Origin of the sequence: Streptomyces sp. NPDC000345, assembly GCF_042898825.1 — a bacterium.
Taxonomy (GTDB): domain Bacteria; phylum Actinomycetota; class Actinomycetes; order Streptomycetales; family Streptomycetaceae; genus Streptomyces.
The window spans coordinates 55,039-71,171 of sequence record NZ_JBIAZE010000018.1 but is presented as its reverse complement, the minus strand read 5'-3'; the positions used below and the strand labels follow the sequence as shown (position 1 = coordinate 71,171).

Genomic DNA, 16,133 nt, shown 5'->3' with positions numbered 1-16,133 from the left:
TGCGGGGGGGGGCGGAGGCGTGCCGGGGGGCGGCCGACGCCCGGGCCGGGGCGCCATGGGTCGGCGCCCTTCAGCGTGTGCGCGCCGTCACCCCTGTCGCGGGTACACGTCCAACCGCCCGCACATCCCGAACTTCCCGTACGAGGAGGGCTGTTCGGCCCGTACGACCGCCTCGGCCAGGTGGGACGCGTCGCCCTCCGCCAGCCGGTCGAGCTGCTCCCCCGTCGCCTCCGCCGCCGCCCGCGCGCCGCGCAGCCAGCGTTCCCGCCACTCGGCGAGCCGGGGCCGTACGAGCGCGGCCGCGGCCCGGTGGAAGGCGGCCAGCCCCTCGGGTGCCTCCCGCAGCGCGCGGTAGCCCTCCAGGGCGAGATCACGCCGGGCGCGGGCGACGCGGGCCTGCTCCTCCTCCGGCGCGTCCGCCGGGACTGCGGTCGCGGCGGCGTACGTCTCCGGGTCGGCCAGGTACCGCGGGGGCAGCGTGAGAACCGCGTCGCCCGCCTCCGGGAGCCCGCTGTTCTGCATCAGGACGGTGATCCGCAGATCGCCCTCGTTGACCAGCCGGTGGACGGTGCCCGGCGTGAACCAGGCGACCGTGCCGGGCGCGAGGGGCGTGACCTCGTACCCGGACACGGTCAGCGTCTGGACCGCGCCCCGGCCGTCCGTGACGACGTACCCCTCCGAACAGGCCAGGTGCATATGGGGGGTTCCGCCGTGCGAGCCGTCGGCGGCGGGCCAGTCGTACACGCACAGGTGCGAGACGGCGACCCCGCCGGGCAGCCCGGCGTACGCGCTCACCACGGGTGCGCCGCCAGGTACTCGGCGATCTCCTCCCGCTCCCAGGCGCCGTCGGCCACGATCACGCGGTAGCGGCGGGCGAGCGTGTCCCCGGGCGCGAGTTCCAGCTCGTCGAAGAAGGCCCAGGACGGCGCCATGCCGGCGAAGGGTTCGTTGCGGACGAACCAGTGGGCGGGGTGGGCGCCGTGGGCGCCCGAGTGGTCGTTCTCCGGGGCGTGCGCGAAGACGACGGTGGCATGGCCGTCGGATCCGTCGTGCTCGCCGGAGAGGGCGAGCCAGGGGCTCTGCGAGGCCATCAGTGCGGGGCCCTCGCCGTCCGGTCCGACGATCCGGCCGTCACGGAAGGCGCGCGGACCGCGCCAGAACAGGCCGGTGTAGCCCGCCAGCTCGCGTCCGGCGGTCGTCGGGCTGCCGAAGCGGAGCGGCTCGTCCCGCCGGTTGGTGATGGCGCTGCTCCAGGTCAGCGCCCAGGAACCGGACGCCGGGTCGACGTCGTGCACCTCGATCCGGCGCGCCTCCTCGGCCCACAGCTCGCCGCCGTACGGGTGCCAGGTGAGCCGCTCCGCGATGACCGCCCGGCCGCCGTCGACGCGGACCTCGTCGAAGCCGGCGTGCGCCATCGAGCCGACACGTTCGGGGAGGGCGAGGTACCCCTCGCCGTGGACGTACGAGTTGCCGCCCCACAGGTTCGCGCCCGAGAGGTGGGAGGCGGTCAGCGACAGGCCCTTGTGCCAGCGGTGGTCGTTGGGCCGGTAGTCCGTGACGACCTCGCCCGCGAGCGTCCGCAGCGGGTGGATGTACGGCCTCGGCGCCTCCCAGGCCGCCTCCGCGCGGTAGACGTAGGCCATCAGCTCGACGCCGCCGTCCGGGTCCGACACCGTGACGCGGTCGCCGTGGGTGTGGACGAGACGCAGGTCGCCGGTCACGCGGGCACCTCCGCGTCCGCCGTGACCGTGCCCGGCGCCCAGCCGGGGGCCTCGCCGTGCAGGGCCGTGTAGTACGGGTCCCCGGGGCCGATCTCGCCCCGCTTCACCGTGGTGTCGGTGAACGCCGACTTGTACAGCGCGGTGATCAGCTCCAGGCTGGTGCGCCCGTCGGCGCCGCTGCTGCGCGGCCGCTCACCGGCGCGCATGCTCGCCACCAGCTCCCGCAACTGCGCCAGGTGCGAGCTGGGCACGTCCGCGCCGAAGTCCTGCCACGCGGCCGCCTCGTCGCCGGGCACGCCGGGGGCCGGGGTGATCCGCCAGTTGGCGTTGGAATGACCGTAGAGATGGGTGAGTTCGACGGTGGCGCGCTCGCAGTCGATGCGGATACGGCTGACCTCGTCGGGGCTCAGCACGCTGTTGACGACGGTCGCCATCGCCCCGCTCTCGAAGCGGAGCAGCGCGGTGGACACGTCCTCGGTCTCGACGTCGTGCACGAGCCGCCCGGCCATGCCGCGCACCTCGCTCCACGGCCCGAGCAGGTCGAGGAGCAGGTCCATCTGGTGGATGCCGTGGCCCATCGCCGGGCCGCCGCCCTCGGTCCGCCAGCGGCCGCGCCAGGGCACCGCGTAGTAGGCGGTGTCGCGGTACCAGGTGGTCTGGCAGTGCGCGACCAGCGGCCTGCCCAGCGCCCCCTCGGCGAGCAGCCGCCGCACATGCCGGGTGCCGGAGCCGAAGCGGTGCTGGAAGACGATCGAGGCGTACGGCCCGCTCTCGGCCCCCTCCTCCGCCTCGACGGCGTCGTAGTCGGCGAGGGTCGGCACCGGCGGCTTCTCGCACCACACCCACGCACCGGCCCGCAGCGCGGCCACGCTCTGCTCGCGGTGCAGGGTCGGCGGGGTGCAGATGGTCACCAGGTCGGGCCGCTGCTCCGCGAGCATCCGCTCCAGGTCGGTGTACGCGTGCGGAACCCCGCCTTCCGCGCAGAACGCCTCGACCGCCGCGGCATCGATGTCAACGGCCGCGACCACCTCGGCCTCACCCTCGGCCGCGAGCTGCTCGAGGGCGGGGAGGTGGGAGCCGCGCCCGATGGCGCCGGTACCGATGACGGCGGCCCGGACGGGGCGGCCGGCGAGCGGAGTGAGCGGAGTGGATGGGGACATGAGGGCGATCAGCACTCCTCCGACGTACGGCCCGAAAGGGCCGGGTGAGCGGCAACGGAGCAGCAAGCACGCACAGCAAGCGCTTTCCGCTCGGCAGCAACGTATGCGGCCCGGCTGGGGCCGGTCAACCATGCGCGCGTGGGCTGACGTGGCGGCCGGAGAGCGGGTGACCTGGCGGCCGGTGAAACGGTTGTTCTGGGGGGCGGTGATGCGCGTGTACCGGTGGTCGGTGATGCGCGTGTTCCGGTGATCGGCGATGCGCCGGTTCGGCGGTGGGCGTGAGCGCTCTCGCGGCCGCTGCGGAAACCTGCTCTCGCGGTCTCCCGAGCCCTCGTCCAAGGGCCGCGAGACCCTCGGGCGGCGGGTTGCGGCGCCTCGCTGAGGCCTCAGCGGACCGCGACGCCTTTGGCGCCTCGTCCCGGCGGCCGGCGGCCGACGGCCGGCGCAACCCGGTTCCCCCGGTCCCGGCTGCCGCGAGACCGTGCGACGGCGGGCCGCGAAGACCCTGGCTCCAGCCACCCGGGGAACCCGACCCGGCGGGCTGCGGAACCCACCGCTCGGAGGCCGGTGAGGCCCTGCGGCGACGGGCCGCGGACGCCATGGCCCGGTCGGCCTCACCCCCCGTCACCCGCGGACCCCCTGCCGGCGCCCGCGTACGCCCTCGCACCGGAGTCCCGCGAACCCCGTCCCAGCGGTCAGCAGCCTCCTTCCTCGCCAACAGCCACCCCCCGGCGTCCCGGCGCCCCGGCCTCCCTACCTGGCGGCCCGCGAAACCCTTACGCCCAACCGCCCGCATGCGTTACGCCCGACCGCCCGCGCATGCCCTGCCCCGACCGCCTTCGCAACCCCGCCCCCACCGCCGCCAAACCCCCGCCCTCGCGGCCCGCGAGAACCGTCGCTCCGGCCCCCTGCGAAACCCCTGTGCCGGGCCTGTATCCCGGGACCGCTACGCTTCCCTTCGCACACCCTTGATCACCGCGCGGACGGCCCGTCGCCTCCGTCGCCCCTCTCCGATCGGCACTTGGACTCCATAACCTCATGTCTTGGTTTGAATCCCTCATCCTCGGACTCGTCCAGGGGCTGACCGAGTTCCTCCCCGTCTCCTCCAGCGCGCACCTGCGGCTGACCGCCGCCTTCTCGGGCTGGAAGGACCCCGGCGCCGCCTTCACGGCGATCACCCAGATCGGCACGGAGGCCGCGGTGCTGATCTACTTCCGCAAGGACATCGGGCGGATCATCTCCGCGTGGTCGAAGTCGCTCTTCGACAAGACGATGCGCAAGGACCACGACGCCCAGATGGGCTGGCTGGTGATCGTCGGCTCGATCCCGATCGGTGTGCTGGGGCTCACGCTCAAGGACCAGATCGAGGGTCCCTTCCGTGATCTGCGGGTCACCGCGACCATGCTCGTGGTCATCGGCGTCGTCATCGGCATCGCCGACCGCCTGGCGGCGCGCGACGAGACGGGCGGAAAGCACCGCGCGCCCAAGCAGCGCAAGACGCTGGAGAACCTGGGCGTCAAGGACGGCCTCATATTCGGCCTCTGCCAGGCCTGCGCCCTCGTCCCGGGCGTCTCCCGCTCCGGTGCGACGATCAGCGGCGGCCTGTTCATGGGCTACAAGCGCGAGGCCGCGGCCCGCTACTCGTTCCTGCTCGCCATTCCCGCGGTGCTGGCCTCCGGGACCTTCGAGGTGAAGGACGCGCTGGAGACCGGCCATGTGGCGTGGGGGCCGACGCTGTTCGCCACGGCGATCGCGTTCGCGTCCGGATACGCCGTCATCGCGTGGTTCATGAAGTTCATCAGCACCAAGTCCTTCATGCCGTTCGTCTACTACCGCGTCGTCCTCGGAGTCGTGATCATCGCCCTCGTCGCGACGGGCGCGCTCAGCCCGCACGCGGCGGAGTCGGCGGGCTGAGCCCCCCGGCACGAAGCGCTCCCGAAGGACTGACCGCAGCCTGATTGCGTCAACCCCCTTGCGGAAAAGGCCGTTTGATCGATCACCCGTGACGAAGCCCATACCCGTCCGCGTAGTGGGTCGGTAGCGCGCTGTCAGTCTCTGGTCCTACGCTTCAGACATGTCCCCGCATTCCGACGTCCGTGGTTCCGTGCGGTCCGCTGCCGAGTTGAACGAGCGCATCCGGTCCTTGTGGCTGCGCGCCGGCGGGTCCCTGTCGGCCCAGGAACGGGCGGAGTACGAACTGCTGGTGGTGGAGTGGGCCGCGGCGATACGCGGCGAGGTCGTCAAGGCGGCCTGAGGCCCGTACGGCGGGCGCGGCGAGGACGGACGCGGGCGGCTGCTCGCGCACCGACGCGGGCGGAGACCGGGCCGGCGGCAGCCCACACCCGCTTTGGTCCGTGCCCGCCGAAACCGGACCGGCGCGCAGAGGCCCCACGCCGACTCGCCAATTCGCTGACTCGCCAATTCGCCAGCACGCCGACTCGCCGACTCCGCCGACTCACTGACGCCGCCCGGATCGCCCCGCTCAGCTCCCGGGCGCCCCGGAAGGCGACCCTTCGGGCTCCACGTCCTGGGGCGCGTCGCTCAGTTGCTCGCGGACGTAGTTCCAGACCACCGCGATCAGCGCGGCGGCGGGGACGGCGAGCAGACTGCCCACGATGCCGGCCAGGGCGCCGCCCAGCGTCACCGCGAGCAGGACCACCGCCGCGTGCAGGCCGAGCCCCCGGCTCTGGATCATGGGCTGGAAGACGTTGCCCTCGAGCTGCTGCACCACGACGATGATCGCCAGCACGATCAGCGCGTCCGTCAGGCCGTTCGACACGAGCGCGATGAGAACCGCCACGAACCCGGCGAACATGGCACCCACGATCGGCACGAACGCGGAGACGAAGGTCAGCACCGCCAGCGGAAGCACCAGCGGCACCCCCAGGATCCACAGGCCGAGGCCGATGAAGACGGCGTCGAGCAGTCCGACGAGCGCCTGGGACCGTACGAAGGCACCGAGGGTCTCCCAGCCGCGCAGGGCCACGACCGGGACGTCGGTGGCGAGCCGGCCGGGCAACTGGCGGGCGAGCCAGGGCAGGAACCGCGGGCCGTCCTTCAGGAAGAAGAACATCAGGAAGAGCGCCAGCAGGGCGGTGACCACACCGTCGACCACGGTCCCCACTCCCGTGGCGACGGCGGAGACCATGCTGCCGACGCTGTTCTGGACGCGGTCGGCCGCGGCGTCGAAGGCGCCGGAGATCTGGTCCTCGCCGATGTTCAGCGGCGGCCCCTCGGCCCACTCGCGCAGCCTCTGGAGGCCGGCGACCACGCCGTCGGTCAGCTCACCGGACTGCGAGGCCACCGGGACCGCGATCAGGGCCACGATACCGAGGACGACCAGGAGGAACAGCACGGTCACCGCCGAGGCGGCGAGAGCGGGGCGCCATCCGCGCCGGCGCAGGAAACGGGTCAGCGGCCAGGTCAGGGTGGTGAGGAACAGGGCGACCACGAGCGGCCAGACGACCGACCACATCCGGCCCAGGCCCCACAGAGCCACCGCGAGCATGACGAGGACCACCAGCAACTCACCCGAGACCCGCGCCGACACACGAAGCGCGGCGCGGGTTCTCGTGGAACTCAAGGGGGCAGACATGTGATCACCCTATGAGCAGCCTCCGCCCCCTCCCTCATGGCCCCGGCCGCGCACCCACCACCGCAGACGATCCACCGCGCAACCCCGGCCACGGTTCCGCGTCCACGGACGCGCCCCGGCCGACGGCGCGTCTGCGTGGCGCCCTGCCCGCGTGGCCGCTGTGCCCCTCCGGGACCCCTGTGGCCGGGCCTGAGGTGCGGTGTGAATATTCGCGGGTCGTCGCGCGGCTCTTGGCTGGGCGGTCGTCATGCTCAACACTCGGGCCCATGACGCAGCGTGTGGAGCTCGCCACGGTGATGGACCGGCTGGCTGTCGACGAGATGGTCACCGACTACGCGGTGGCCGTGGACGACGGCGACTGGGCCGCGTACCGGGAACTGTTCGCGCCGGACGGGCGGGCGGACTACCGCTCGGCCGGGGGGATCGAGGGGGAGGCCGGGGAGGTCGCCGAGTGGCTCGCGGAGAGCATGCGCGTGTTCTCGATGCGGCAGCATCTCATCGTCAACCGGCGGGTGCGGTTCGGGATCCTGGACCAGGACACGGGAGACACCGCCCGGGTGCGGGCCGACTACGTCAATCCGATGCGGCTGGTCGGCGGCCAAGGCGGCGCCGGCGCGCCGGACTTCGTCTGCGGGGGCCGGTACGCGTTCGGGCTGTTGCGGACGCACGACGGATGGCGGTTTCGGGAAGTGGTCGTCGAGGAGAAGTGGCGGCGGCTGCCCGGATGAGCCGAAGGGCGCCGGGCGGGCCGCGAGCGCCGGGCCGCCGCACGAACGCCCTGTCGTAGATCGTCCGTGACGCGCACACTGGAGGCACACCGGGTAGGAGGTGCGGCATGAAGACGTCCGGTCACTGGCTCACCTCCCCCAAGCGGCGCTCGGCCGTCGCGGTCCTCGCGGGCGCGCTGCCCGTACTCGCCTTCCCCGCGCCGGCCCTGTGGTGGTGGGCGTACGTCGCCCTCGTCCCCTGGATGCTCCTCGCCCGCTCCGCGCCGACCGGACGCCGCGCGGCCTGCGACGGCTGGTGCGGCGGGTTCGGTTTCATGCTGGCGATGCACCACTGGCTGCTGCCGAACCTGCATGTGTTCACGCTCGTCATCGCCGCGCTGCTCGGTGCCCTGTGGGCGCCCTGGGGCCGGCTGGTCCGCCGCTTCCTGGCCCCGGCCGGCTCCGGGCCGATCACCGGTGGGCGGGTCTTCGGCGCCCTGCTCATCCTCCCCTCCGCCTGGCTGGCCGTCGAACTCGTCCGCTCCTGGCAGGGGTTGGGCGGGCCGTGGGGCATGCTGGGCGCCAGTCAGTGGCAGGTGGAGCCCGCGCTGCGGCTCGCCTCCGTCGGCGGGGTGTGGCTGCTCAGCTTCCTGGTGGTGGCGGTGAACGTGGCCGTCGCCGTGCTCGTCTCCGTACCGGCCTCCCGGGTTCCGGCCGTCGCGGGGCTCGTCGCCACCGCGGCCACCGCCTCGGCGGCCTGGGTGTGGGCACCGCGCCCCGATGTCGAGGGGCGGTCGCGGATCGCCGTCGTACAGGCGGGGGTCGTGGAGGGTCCCGACCACCGGTTCGACATCGAGGAGCGGCTCACCCGGCGGCTGATCGGGCAGGACGTCGACCTGATCGTCTGGGGGGAGAGCAGCGTCGGGTACGACCTCGCCGACCGGCCCGATCTGGCCGGGCGGCTCGCGGAGCTCTCCCGGGCCACCGGCGCCGGCATCCTCGTCAACGTCGACGCCCGCCGCTCGGACCGGCCCGGCATCTACAAGAGCGCGATCCTCGTCGGCCCGGACGGCCCCACCGGCCTCCGGTACGACAAGATGCGGCTGGTGCCCTTCGGGGAGTACATACCGGCCCGTTCGCTGCTCGGCTGGGCGACCTCGGTCGGCAAGGCGGCCGGTGAGGACCGGCGGCGCGGCAGCGAGCAGGTCGTGATGCACGCCGGCCCGGGACTGCGGATCGGGCCGATGGTGTGCTTCGAGACGGCGTTCCCGGACATGAGCCGGCACCTCGCCGAGGACGGCACCGACGTCCTCGTCGCCCAGTCCTCGACCTCCAGCTTCCAGCACAGTTGGGCGCCCGCGCAGCACGCCTCCCTGGCCGCGCTGCGCGCCGCGGAGACCGGGCGGACGTTCGTGCACGCCACCCTCACCGGTGTCTCGGCCGTGTACGACGCGAGCGGTCACCGGATCGGCTCCCGGCTGGGCACGGACGCGCGGACCACGGCCGTCTACGACGTCCCGATCGCCGGCGGCGTCACCCCGTACGTCCGCTACGGCGACTGGCCGGTGCACGGGGCACTGCTGGTCCTGGTGGCCCTGGGGCTGACGGAGGGGGCGCGGGCGATCAGGCTGCGCCGGAGCGCTCCCGCACCGCTCGGACCACCTGCTCGCACAGTTCATGAGTCGCCAGCGCGTCGCGGGCGCTGAGCACCTTGCCGGCCCGTACGGCGTCCAGGAAGGCCAGCACGGCCTGTTCCATGCCGCGCTGCCGGGCCACCGGCACCCAGTCGCCGCGCCGCCGCACGGTCGGCTGGCCCTTGTGGTCGATCACCTCGGCGAGGTTGACGACCTGACGCTTGGTGTCCTGCCCGGAGACCTCCAGGATCTCCTCGTTCGAGCCGCTGAGCCGGTTCATCACGCCGAGTGCGGTGAAGCCGTACCCGGACAGCTGCAGGACGACGTGGTGCAGCAGCCCGTCCTCGACGCGGGCGCGCACGGTCACGTCGTCGACCGGTGCGGGCGCGAGGAAGCGCAGGGTGTCGACGACGTGGATGAAGTCGTCGAGGATCATCGTGCGCGGTTCCTCGGGCAGCCCGATCCGGTTCTTCTGCATGAGGATCAGCTCGCGCGGATGGTCGGCGCACTGCGCGTAGCCGGGCGCGAAGCGCCGGTTGAAGCCGACGGCCAGCGACACGCCGCGGTCCTCGGCGAGCCTCACCAGCCGCTCGGAGTCGGCGAGTCGGTACGCCAGCGGCTTGTCCACGTACGTCGGCACGCCCGCCTCCAGCAGCCGGGCGACGATCTCGGGGTGGGCGCCGGTGGGCGCGTGCACGAAGGCCGCGTCGAGGCCGGCGCCGAGCAGCGCGTCGAGGTCCCGGTGGCGCTGCGCGGCGGGCAGGCGGAGGGTGTCGGCGACCCGCTCCAGGGTGGCGGCCGTGCGGGTCTGCAGATGCAGCTCGATCCCGGGCAGCGCGCCGAGCACCGGCAGATACGCCTTCTGCGCGATGTCACCGAGTCCGATGCAACCGACCTTCACGGACGCTCCCTCACCTCGTACGGCCTGCCTCCACGGCAGCATACGGCGGCTGCGGCGGCCGCCAGTCCGCGATGCCGTCGAAGCCGCGCAGCACCAGCGCCGGGGCGGCCGCCGACAGCGCGGTGATCGCGGTGTCGCGCAGGGCGACGGCGACCGGGTGCGCGGTCATGGTGAGCCGCGCCGTGCGCACCGCCTTGCGCGCGACGGCCGTCGTACGGGGCAGGCGGGCCGCCGAGTACGCGGGGAGGTCGGCGCGGTGGTGGGCGAGGACGATCGCGTCCTCGATCGCCTGGTTGCCGCCCTGGCCGAGGCTCGGGGGCATGGCGTGGGCGGCGTCACCGACGAGGGCGACCCGGCCGCGGTGGAAGGCGGGGAGGGGCGGGGCGAGGTGGTGGACGTCGTGCCGCAGGACGTCCTCGGGGCGGACGGCGGCGAGGATCTCGGGAACGGGCCGGTGCCAGTCGCCGAAGCGGCGCAGGAGTTCGGCGCGTTCGTCGGGGGCGCGTTCCCCGGCCGGGGCGGTCGCGGCGGCGTACGCGTACACCCGGCCGTCCTTGAGCGGGTGCGAGCCCCAGATGCGGCCCCTTCCCCAGGTCTCGTGCGAGGCGAACTCCGTGCCGGGCAGCGGGAGCACGATCCGCCAGGTGGTGAAGCCGGAGTAGACGGGGCCGGGGTGGCCGGGGAAGAGGGTGCGGCGCGTGGCGGAGTGGATGCCGTCGGCGGCGACCACCAGGCCGGCCTCCAGTTCCCCGCCGGGGATGCTCACACGGGCCGGGCGGCCGGCGGCGCCGGGGTCGGCGAGGGCGGCCGGTGTGCCGGTGCGCACGGCGTCGGGCGGGAGCCGGGCCGTCAGGGTGGCGACGAGGGTCGAGCGGTGCAGCAGGACGAGGGGGCCGCCGAAACGCGCTTCGGCCTCGGCCGCGCTGGTGCGGGAGAGCCAGCGGCCGCCCGGGGCGCGCAGCCCTCCGTCGCCCTGCCAGGCCGCCAGGTCGCGGACCTCGTCGCCGGCGCCGATGACGTCCAGGGCGCGCAGGGAGTTGGGGGCCAGCGAGATGGCCGAGCCCACGGGGGCGAGGGAGGCGGCCCGTTCCAGCACGGTGACGTGCCAGCCCCGCTGGTGCAGGGCCACGGCGGCGGTGAGGCCGCCGATCCCGCCGCCCACGACCACGGCGACGCGCGAGGCGCGTGCCGGTGGCTGTTCCGGTGGTTCGGACAGGGCTGACATGGCTCCTCCTCGGCTCTCACTACACCTGTAGTGTGCGACTCCGACCATACTACGGGTGTAGTTGCGGGGGTAGGTTGAGGGCATGCCCGTACGCACCACCCCCTCCCCCGGCTCCTCCCGCACCGACCTGGTCGCCGACACCGCCCTGACCCTGCTCGCCGAGCGCGGGATGCGCGGGCTGACGCACCGGGCCGTGGACGAGGCCGCCGGGCTCCCCCAGGGCTCCACCTCCAACCTCGCGCGCACCCGCGAGGCCCTGCTGGGGCTCGCCGTGCGCCGGCTCGCCGAGCGGGAGGCGAGGGTGCTGGCGCTGGAGGAGATGCCGGACCCGAGCGGTGGCCTCGACGCGCTGACCGGGGCGCTGGCCCTCGCGGTCCACCGCTCCCTGACCGGTCACCGCGACCTCCTGATCGCCCGCTACGAACTCGCCCTCGAGGCGACCCGCCGCCCCGAGCTGCGTGCCTTCTACGACAGCGCGGGCGCCGTGTTCCGCGAGCGGCTGACCGCGATGGTCGCCGCCGCCGGCTCGACCGCCCCGCACCGGCACTCGCTGTCCCTGGCGGCCTGGGCGGACGGGCTGATGTTCTCCTGCGCGGCGGGGTCCTTCAGCGCGCGGACGCCGGACCTGGAGGAGATCCGCACGGGGCTGCGGGAGCTGCTGGCGGGGATGCTCGGCGACTGACAGCCCGCCACCGCCGGACAAGGACCCGGACGGCGGCGAGATCCGTCGTCGCCGGACCCGCGCCCGCCCGCCTCGAAAACCCGTGGTCGCGGCAGCCGCCTTGGGCGATCATGCGGGGATGACGACGCAGCGCACCGAGCCCGCCCAGAACGCCGACGAACGCACCATGCTGGAGGGCTGGTTGGAGTACCACCGGCAGACCCTGGTCTGGAAGTGCGAGGGTCTCACCGACGAGCAGCTCCGCACGGCCTCGGCACCACCGTCCGAGCTCTCCCTGATGGGGCTGGTGCGGCACATGGCGGACGTGGAACGCGGCTGGTTCCGCAGGGTGCTGGCCGGCGAGGATCCCGGCCCGATCCACTACAGCGAGGCCGACCCCGACGGCGAGTTCCACCTGACCGAGGAGGACACCTGGGAGGAGGCGTACGGCACCTGGCAGGCCGAGGTGGAGGCCGCCCGGCGGTGCGCGGAGGGCGTCGCGCTGGACGACCTCTCGCGGGGCAGGAGCAAGTTCACCGACGAGCCGTTCAGCCTGCGCTGGATCTACACCCACATGATCGAGGAGTACGCCCGTCACAACGGCCACGCCGACCTGCTGCGCGAGCGCATCGACGGCGCGACCGGCGACTGACGTCAGCCCGGGCGGGCGGGCGTCCTCCCCGAGAGGGACGAGATCGACCCGTGCGGGGCAACCTCCGCTTGTCCGCTGTCGCGCGCGCGGCCGAAGCACCAGAGTGGCGCGGGTGCATCGAACGACGACTACCGCGACGCTCCTGGTCGTGGCCCTCTCGGCCCTCTCCGGATGCGTGACCGTCCAGCGCCCGCCCATGACCGGGCCGGCCGCCGCCGTGCCGTCCCCGCCGTCCGCGCACGGGCCGGAGGGGCAGGCGAAGACGCCGGTCGTGCAGGCGCCGGCCCGCGAGGCACTGGAGAGGGTCGGGCCCTCCCGGAGACCGGCGGCCACGACGCTGAAGCAACGACAGCGGCAGCAGCCTGCGGCGGGGGCGGCGCCCGCCGAACGGCCCCCGTCCTCCGGCTCGCACCCGCACCGGCACCGCCCGCAGCCGCGGCCCGCACACCCGGAACCGCGACGCCACGCACCGCCGCACGTGGACATCCCGGACGTGGAGGCGGAGGTGCGGCGCACCACCGATGTGTGCGCCCTGGGCAGGAAGTACGGCGGCTGGCGGGGCGACAGCCCCGAGTCGGTCATCTGCGACCAGGCGTACGGCCGCCGTTAGGGCTTGTCGCGGGACTAAGGCCGGCCGCGCGGCTCCGGCACTCGGGGCGGCCCCGGGTCCGTCCGGGGCGGTCGCTATCCCTCGGGGTCCGCCCCGCCCAGGCGCAGCTCCATCCTGCTGATCGCCGCCCGTACGCCGTCCCCGTAGCTGTCGTCCCGCAGAGCCCCGGCCGCCCCCCGGGCCCTGCGCACATGGGTGCGGGCGGCCTCCGCGCGGCCGAGCTTGACGTAGTCCGCCGCCAGGTTCAGGTGCAGCGAGGGATACAGGGCCCGCACCGCCCGCGACCCCCCGTGCTCCTCCGCGGCCGTCAGGGCCCGCAGGTCCCAGGCCAGCTCGTCGAACGGATCGTCCTGGGTGTCGGCCAGATAGTGCGCCAGGGTGCAGCGGTGCAGCGGATCCCCGTCCGCCCCGAGCTCCGTCCACAGGTCGAGCAGCCTGCGGCGGGCCTCCTCGCGGTCTCCCCCGTGATGCAGCATCACGACCTGCCCGATCCGCGTCAGCAGGCCGTCCGGCGCCGTCTGCCCCTGTCGCTCCGCCACCGCGTCCTCCTTGCGTCCTCGCGACGACGCCGCGCCCCTGGGACGGCACCGCGTCCTTGGCACGACGCTAGCCGCAGTCACCGGCGATCCGGGTCAGGCGGCACCGGACCGGCCCCCGGAGGAACCGGCCCGGCGGCAGGAGCGCGGGGCCGGGGCCTCAGGCGAGGTTCGGGACCGTCCAGTCGATCGGGGTGTGGCCCTGCCGGGCCACCGCCTCGTTGATCTGCGTGAACGGGCGTGAGCCGAAGAACTTCTTCGCCGACAGCGGGGAGGGGTGCGCGCCCTTGACCACGATGTGCCGGGACTCGTCGATCAGCGGGAGCTTCTTCTGCGCGTAGTTGCCCCACAGCACGAAGACCGCCGGGTCGGGCCGGTCGGCCACGGCGCGGATCACCGCGTCCGTGAACTTCTCCCAGCCCTTGCCCTTGTGCGAGTTCGCCTCCCCGGAGCGGACCGTGAGGACCGCGTTGAGCAGCAGGACGCCCTGCTGGGCCCACGGCATCAGATAGCCGTTGTCCGGGATGGGCGTGCCCAGCTCCTCGTGCATCTCCTTGTAGATGTTGCGCAGGGAGGGCGGGATCTTCACGCCGGGCCGCACCGAGAAGCACAGACCGTGGCCCTGGCCCTCGCCGTGGTACGGGTCCTGGCCGAGGACCAGGACCTTCACCTGCTCGTACGGCGTCGCGTCGAGCGCGGCGAACACCTCCTCGCGCGGAGGGTAGACGGGACCCTTCGCTCGCTCCTCCTCGACGAACTCGGTCAGCTCCTTGAAGTAGGGCTGCTGCAGCTCGTCACCCAGGACCCCGCGCCAGGACTCGGGCAGCATGGCGATGTCGGTCACGTCAACGTCCTTCGTTGTGCGGTCACTTCCAGACCACAGAACCTACAGGCGACCACTGACAACGAGCCCCCGGACCGTCCCTTCGGCCCGCGGCCAGTGGTCGACCGGCAGGTCCACCGGCTGCTCTACCAGCTGGTCTTCCGCGACAGCTCCCACATCATCATGATCGTCGACGGGTCGAGGGAGCGCTCGGCGCCGGAGATGTCCTCGCTGCCGGCGAGGTACTGCTTGCCCTGCCACAGCGGCAGCAGCCGGGCGTCGTCGACGAGGATCTGCTGGGCGTCCTCGAACTCCTTCGCCACGCTGGCGCGGTCGCTCTCCTCGCGGGAGCGCGGCAGCAGCACCTGGGTGATCTCCTTGGCCGGGTACGGCGTGCCGAGGGCGTTCTGGTCGCCGACGAAGGGGGCGATGAAGTTGTCGGGGTCCGGGAAGTCGGGGGCCCAGCCGCGGCCGAAGACCGGGTACTCGCCCTTCTGGTAGCCCACCACGTAGTCGTTCCAGGCACGGCTCTTGAGCGTGATCTTGAACAGCCCGGAGGCCTCCAGCTGGCGCTTGAGCTCCTTGAACTCCAGCGCGGTGTCGGAGCCGTAGCGGTCGGAGGTGTACCAGAGGGTGAGCGGGACGGGCGAGCTGATGCCGGCGTCGCTGAGGATCGCGGCGGCCTTGTCGGCGTCGGGCCGGCCGAAGTCGTCGAAGAAGCCGGTGGTGTGGCCGGTCAGGCCCGTCGGCACCATCGAGTACAGCGGGTCGACGGTGTCCTGGTAGACCTTGTGGGCGATCGCGTCCCGGTCGACGAGCTGGGCGACGGCCCGGCGCACGGCGAGCTTGTTCGAGTACTCGTCCTTGGGGTTGAACACCAGGTAGTTGATGTTGCTGCCGGCGCCCTCGACGAGCTGCAGGCCGTCGTTCTCGGCGCTCTTGGTCTCCAGGTCGACGATGTCGTCGGCGGCGAGGCCCTGGTAGGTGAGGTCGATGTCGCCGCCCCGCAGCGCCTTGACCATCGTCGCGGAGTCCTGGAAGTAGCGGATGGTCACCGCGTCGTTCTTGCGGTCGGCGAAGCCCTTGTAGTTGTCGCTGCGGACGAGCTCGGCCTGCTTGCCCTCCTCGTAGGCCTGCAGCCGGTACGGCCCGGAGCCGACGATGCCGTCGTCCTTGCGCAGGGACTTCGCGGGGTAGTCGTCGGGGTTCACGATGGACATGCCCGGGGTGGCGAGCACGAACGGGAACGTGGCGTCGGGCTGGTTGAGCTTGAACGTGACCTGGCGGTCGCCGCTCACCTGGACGCTGTCCAGGCTGCCCAGGAGTCCGGCGGGGCCGGTGGACGCGTTGATCGACTTGATGCGGTCGATCGAGTACTTCACCGCGGCGGCGTCGAGCGCGTCACCGTTGGAGAACTTCAGGCCCTCGCGCAGTTCGCAGCGGTAGGTGCGGCTGGAGTTGTCCGTGAACGCACAGCTCTTGGCGGCGTCCGGCTGGGGCGTGGTCGCCCCGTTCGGGTAGGACAGCAGTGTCTGGTAGATGTTGCGGAACAGCTCCCAGGAACCGTCCCAGGCCGCCGCGGGGTCCAGCGTGCTGGGGGCACTGGTGGTGCCCACGACGATCGGCCCGGCCTCGTCGGAGCTCTCGTCGCCCAGAAGACCGCATCCGCTCACCAGCGATATGGACGCGATCACCGCCATGTGCTGCAACGATCGGTTCCGGTAGAACACGCACACGCTCCTCGATAAAGCCATGCCAAGAGTGGCCAGACCATACCGCAGGCCCACGGAAGCTCAACCGGTGAGAGGAAAGCGTTATTGATCAGCGAGAAACGTGACGACGTTGTCATCCGTTCGTACCGTCCCCGGAGTCGACAGGGGCGCCGGTTCCGTCAAGGAACCGGCGCCC

The 16,133-nt window shown here is 73.0% G+C and carries 16 protein-coding genes; 7 read left to right on the top strand and 9 right to left on the bottom strand.

The window, feature by feature from the left end; translation table 11 throughout:
- Positions 1-87: 87 nt before the first annotated feature.
- Genes ACFY30_RS33025 through ACFY30_RS33015 form a run of 3 tightly spaced genes read right to left on the bottom strand, consistent with a single transcriptional unit; the run spans position 88 to position 2,881 of the window.
- Positions 88-798: a cupin domain-containing protein gene (locus ACFY30_RS33025; protein WP_390848818.1), complete on the bottom strand. Its 711-nt coding sequence runs from the start codon at positions 796-798 to the stop codon at positions 88-90.
- Positions 792-1,721 (bottom strand): PmoA family protein, encoded by a 930-nt coding sequence (locus ACFY30_RS33020; RefSeq protein WP_390848817.1) that lies wholly within the window; start codon positions 1,719-1,721, stop codon positions 792-794. The genes ACFY30_RS33025 and ACFY30_RS33020 overlap by 7 nt, the downstream gene beginning before the upstream one ends.
- On the bottom strand, positions 1,718-2,881 hold the full coding sequence (locus ACFY30_RS33015) for a Gfo/Idh/MocA family protein (RefSeq protein WP_390848816.1): 1,164 nt from the start codon (positions 2,879-2,881) through the stop codon (positions 1,718-1,720). The genes ACFY30_RS33020 and ACFY30_RS33015 overlap by 4 nt, the downstream gene beginning before the upstream one ends.
- Positions 2,882-3,919: 1,038 nt before the next feature.
- Between ACFY30_RS33015 and ACFY30_RS33010 the strand changes: the two genes are divergently transcribed.
- Both ACFY30_RS33010 and ACFY30_RS33005 read left to right on the top strand, forming a co-directional pair.
- On the top strand, positions 3,920-4,795 hold the full coding sequence (locus ACFY30_RS33010) for an undecaprenyl-diphosphate phosphatase (RefSeq protein WP_390848815.1): 876 nt from the start codon (positions 3,920-3,922) through the stop codon (positions 4,793-4,795).
- Positions 4,796-4,955: 160 nt separating this feature from the next.
- Positions 4,956-5,135: a hypothetical protein gene (locus ACFY30_RS33005; protein WP_390848814.1), complete on the top strand. Its 180-nt coding sequence runs from the start codon at positions 4,956-4,958 to the stop codon at positions 5,133-5,135.
- 228 nt (positions 5,136-5,363) lie between these two features.
- Here the strand turns inward: ACFY30_RS33005 and ACFY30_RS33000 are convergent, their stop codons facing one another.
- A complete protein-coding gene (locus tag ACFY30_RS33000; RefSeq protein WP_390848813.1) occupies positions 5,364-6,476 on the bottom strand; it encodes an AI-2E family transporter in 1,113 nt (370 codons plus the stop codon).
- 266 nt (positions 6,477-6,742) lie between these two features.
- Between ACFY30_RS33000 and ACFY30_RS32995 the strand changes: the two genes are divergently transcribed.
- Both ACFY30_RS32995 and lnt read left to right on the top strand, forming a co-directional pair.
- Complete coding sequence (locus ACFY30_RS32995) at positions 6,743-7,204, top strand: nuclear transport factor 2 family protein (protein WP_390848812.1); 462 nt, start codon at positions 6,743-6,745, stop codon at positions 7,202-7,204.
- A 107-nt stretch (positions 7,205-7,311) separates the two neighbouring features.
- Positions 7,312-8,889: an apolipoprotein N-acyltransferase gene (gene lnt / locus ACFY30_RS32990; protein ID WP_390848811.1), complete on the top strand. Its 1,578-nt coding sequence runs from the start codon at positions 7,312-7,314 to the stop codon at positions 8,887-8,889.
- Here lnt and ACFY30_RS32985 read toward each other — a convergent pair.
- On the bottom strand, positions 8,807-9,718 hold the full coding sequence (locus ACFY30_RS32985; protein ID WP_390848810.1) for a Gfo/Idh/MocA family protein: 912 nt from the start codon (positions 9,716-9,718) through the stop codon (positions 8,807-8,809). The genes lnt and ACFY30_RS32985 overlap by 83 nt on opposite strands.
- Positions 9,719-9,728: 10 nt before the next feature.
- Complete coding sequence (locus tag ACFY30_RS32980; RefSeq protein WP_390848809.1) at positions 9,729-10,943, bottom strand: FAD-dependent monooxygenase; 1,215 nt, start codon at positions 10,941-10,943, stop codon at positions 9,729-9,731.
- Between the two features lie 82 nt (positions 10,944-11,025).
- On the opposite strand from ACFY30_RS32980, the gene ACFY30_RS32975 reads away from it, so the two are divergent.
- The 3 genes from ACFY30_RS32975 (at position 11,026) to ACFY30_RS32965 (ending at position 12,866) form a co-directional block, all read left to right on the top strand.
- On the top strand, positions 11,026-11,625 hold the full coding sequence (locus ACFY30_RS32975) for a TetR/AcrR family transcriptional regulator (protein WP_390848808.1): 600 nt from the start codon (positions 11,026-11,028) through the stop codon (positions 11,623-11,625).
- Positions 11,626-11,743: 118 nt separating this feature from the next.
- Entirely contained in the window at positions 11,744-12,256 is a 513-nt protein-coding gene (locus ACFY30_RS32970) for a DinB family protein (protein ID WP_390848807.1), read from the top strand.
- Positions 12,257-12,404: 148 nt separating this feature from the next.
- Entirely contained in the window at positions 12,405-12,866 is a 462-nt protein-coding gene (locus ACFY30_RS32965) for a hypothetical protein (protein WP_390848806.1), read from the top strand.
- A 74-nt stretch (positions 12,867-12,940) separates the two neighbouring features.
- Here the strand turns inward: ACFY30_RS32965 and ACFY30_RS32960 are convergent, their stop codons facing one another.
- The 3 genes from ACFY30_RS32960 to ACFY30_RS32950 all read right to left on the bottom strand — a co-directional run bounded on the left by ACFY30_RS32960 (position 12,941) and on the right by ACFY30_RS32950 (position 15,955).
- The gene (locus tag ACFY30_RS32960; RefSeq protein ID WP_390848805.1) at positions 12,941-13,405 is read right to left on the bottom strand and encodes a hypothetical protein; all 465 of its coding nucleotides are present in this window, start codon (positions 13,403-13,405) and stop codon (positions 12,941-12,943) included.
- A 157-nt stretch (positions 13,406-13,562) separates the two neighbouring features.
- Positions 13,563-14,246 carry a uracil-DNA glycosylase gene (locus ACFY30_RS32955; protein ID WP_390848804.1) on the bottom strand — a complete coding sequence of 228 codons (684 nt, stop codon included), beginning with the start codon at positions 14,244-14,246 and terminating at the stop codon, positions 13,563-13,565.
- A gap of 125 nt (positions 14,247-14,371) precedes the next feature.
- A complete protein-coding gene (locus ACFY30_RS32950; RefSeq protein WP_390848803.1) occupies positions 14,372-15,955 on the bottom strand; it encodes an ABC transporter substrate-binding protein in 1,584 nt (527 codons plus the stop codon).
- Positions 15,956-16,133 lie beyond the last annotated feature (178 nt).

What these genes read in the sequence shown, in the direction of transcription:
- ACFY30_RS33015 (WP_390848816.1), bottom strand. Translation starts at nt 2,881, where the DNA reads ATGTCCCCATCCACTCCGCTCACTCCGCTCGCCGGCCGCCCCGTCCGG.
- ACFY30_RS33010 (WP_390848815.1), top strand. Translation starts at nt 3,920, where the DNA reads ATGTCTTGGTTTGAATCCCTCATCCTCGGACTCGTCCAGGGGCTGACC.
- ACFY30_RS33005 (WP_390848814.1), top strand. Translation starts at nt 4,956, where the DNA reads ATGTCCCCGCATTCCGACGTCCGTGGTTCCGTGCGGTCCGCTGCCGAG.
- ACFY30_RS33000 (WP_390848813.1), bottom strand. Translation starts at nt 6,476, where the DNA reads ATGTCTGCCCCCTTGAGTTCCACGAGAACCCGCGCCGCGCTTCGTGTG.
- ACFY30_RS32995 (WP_390848812.1), top strand. Translation starts at nt 6,743, where the DNA reads ATGACGCAGCGTGTGGAGCTCGCCACGGTGATGGACCGGCTGGCTGTC.
- lnt (WP_390848811.1), top strand. Translation starts at nt 7,312, where the DNA reads ATGAAGACGTCCGGTCACTGGCTCACCTCCCCCAAGCGGCGCTCGGCC.
- ACFY30_RS32980 (WP_390848809.1), bottom strand. Translation starts at nt 10,943, where the DNA reads ATGTCAGCCCTGTCCGAACCACCGGAACAGCCACCGGCACGCGCCTCG.
- ACFY30_RS32975 (WP_390848808.1), top strand. Translation starts at nt 11,026, where the DNA reads ATGCCCGTACGCACCACCCCCTCCCCCGGCTCCTCCCGCACCGACCTG.
- ACFY30_RS32970 (WP_390848807.1), top strand. Translation starts at nt 11,744, where the DNA reads ATGACGACGCAGCGCACCGAGCCCGCCCAGAACGCCGACGAACGCACC.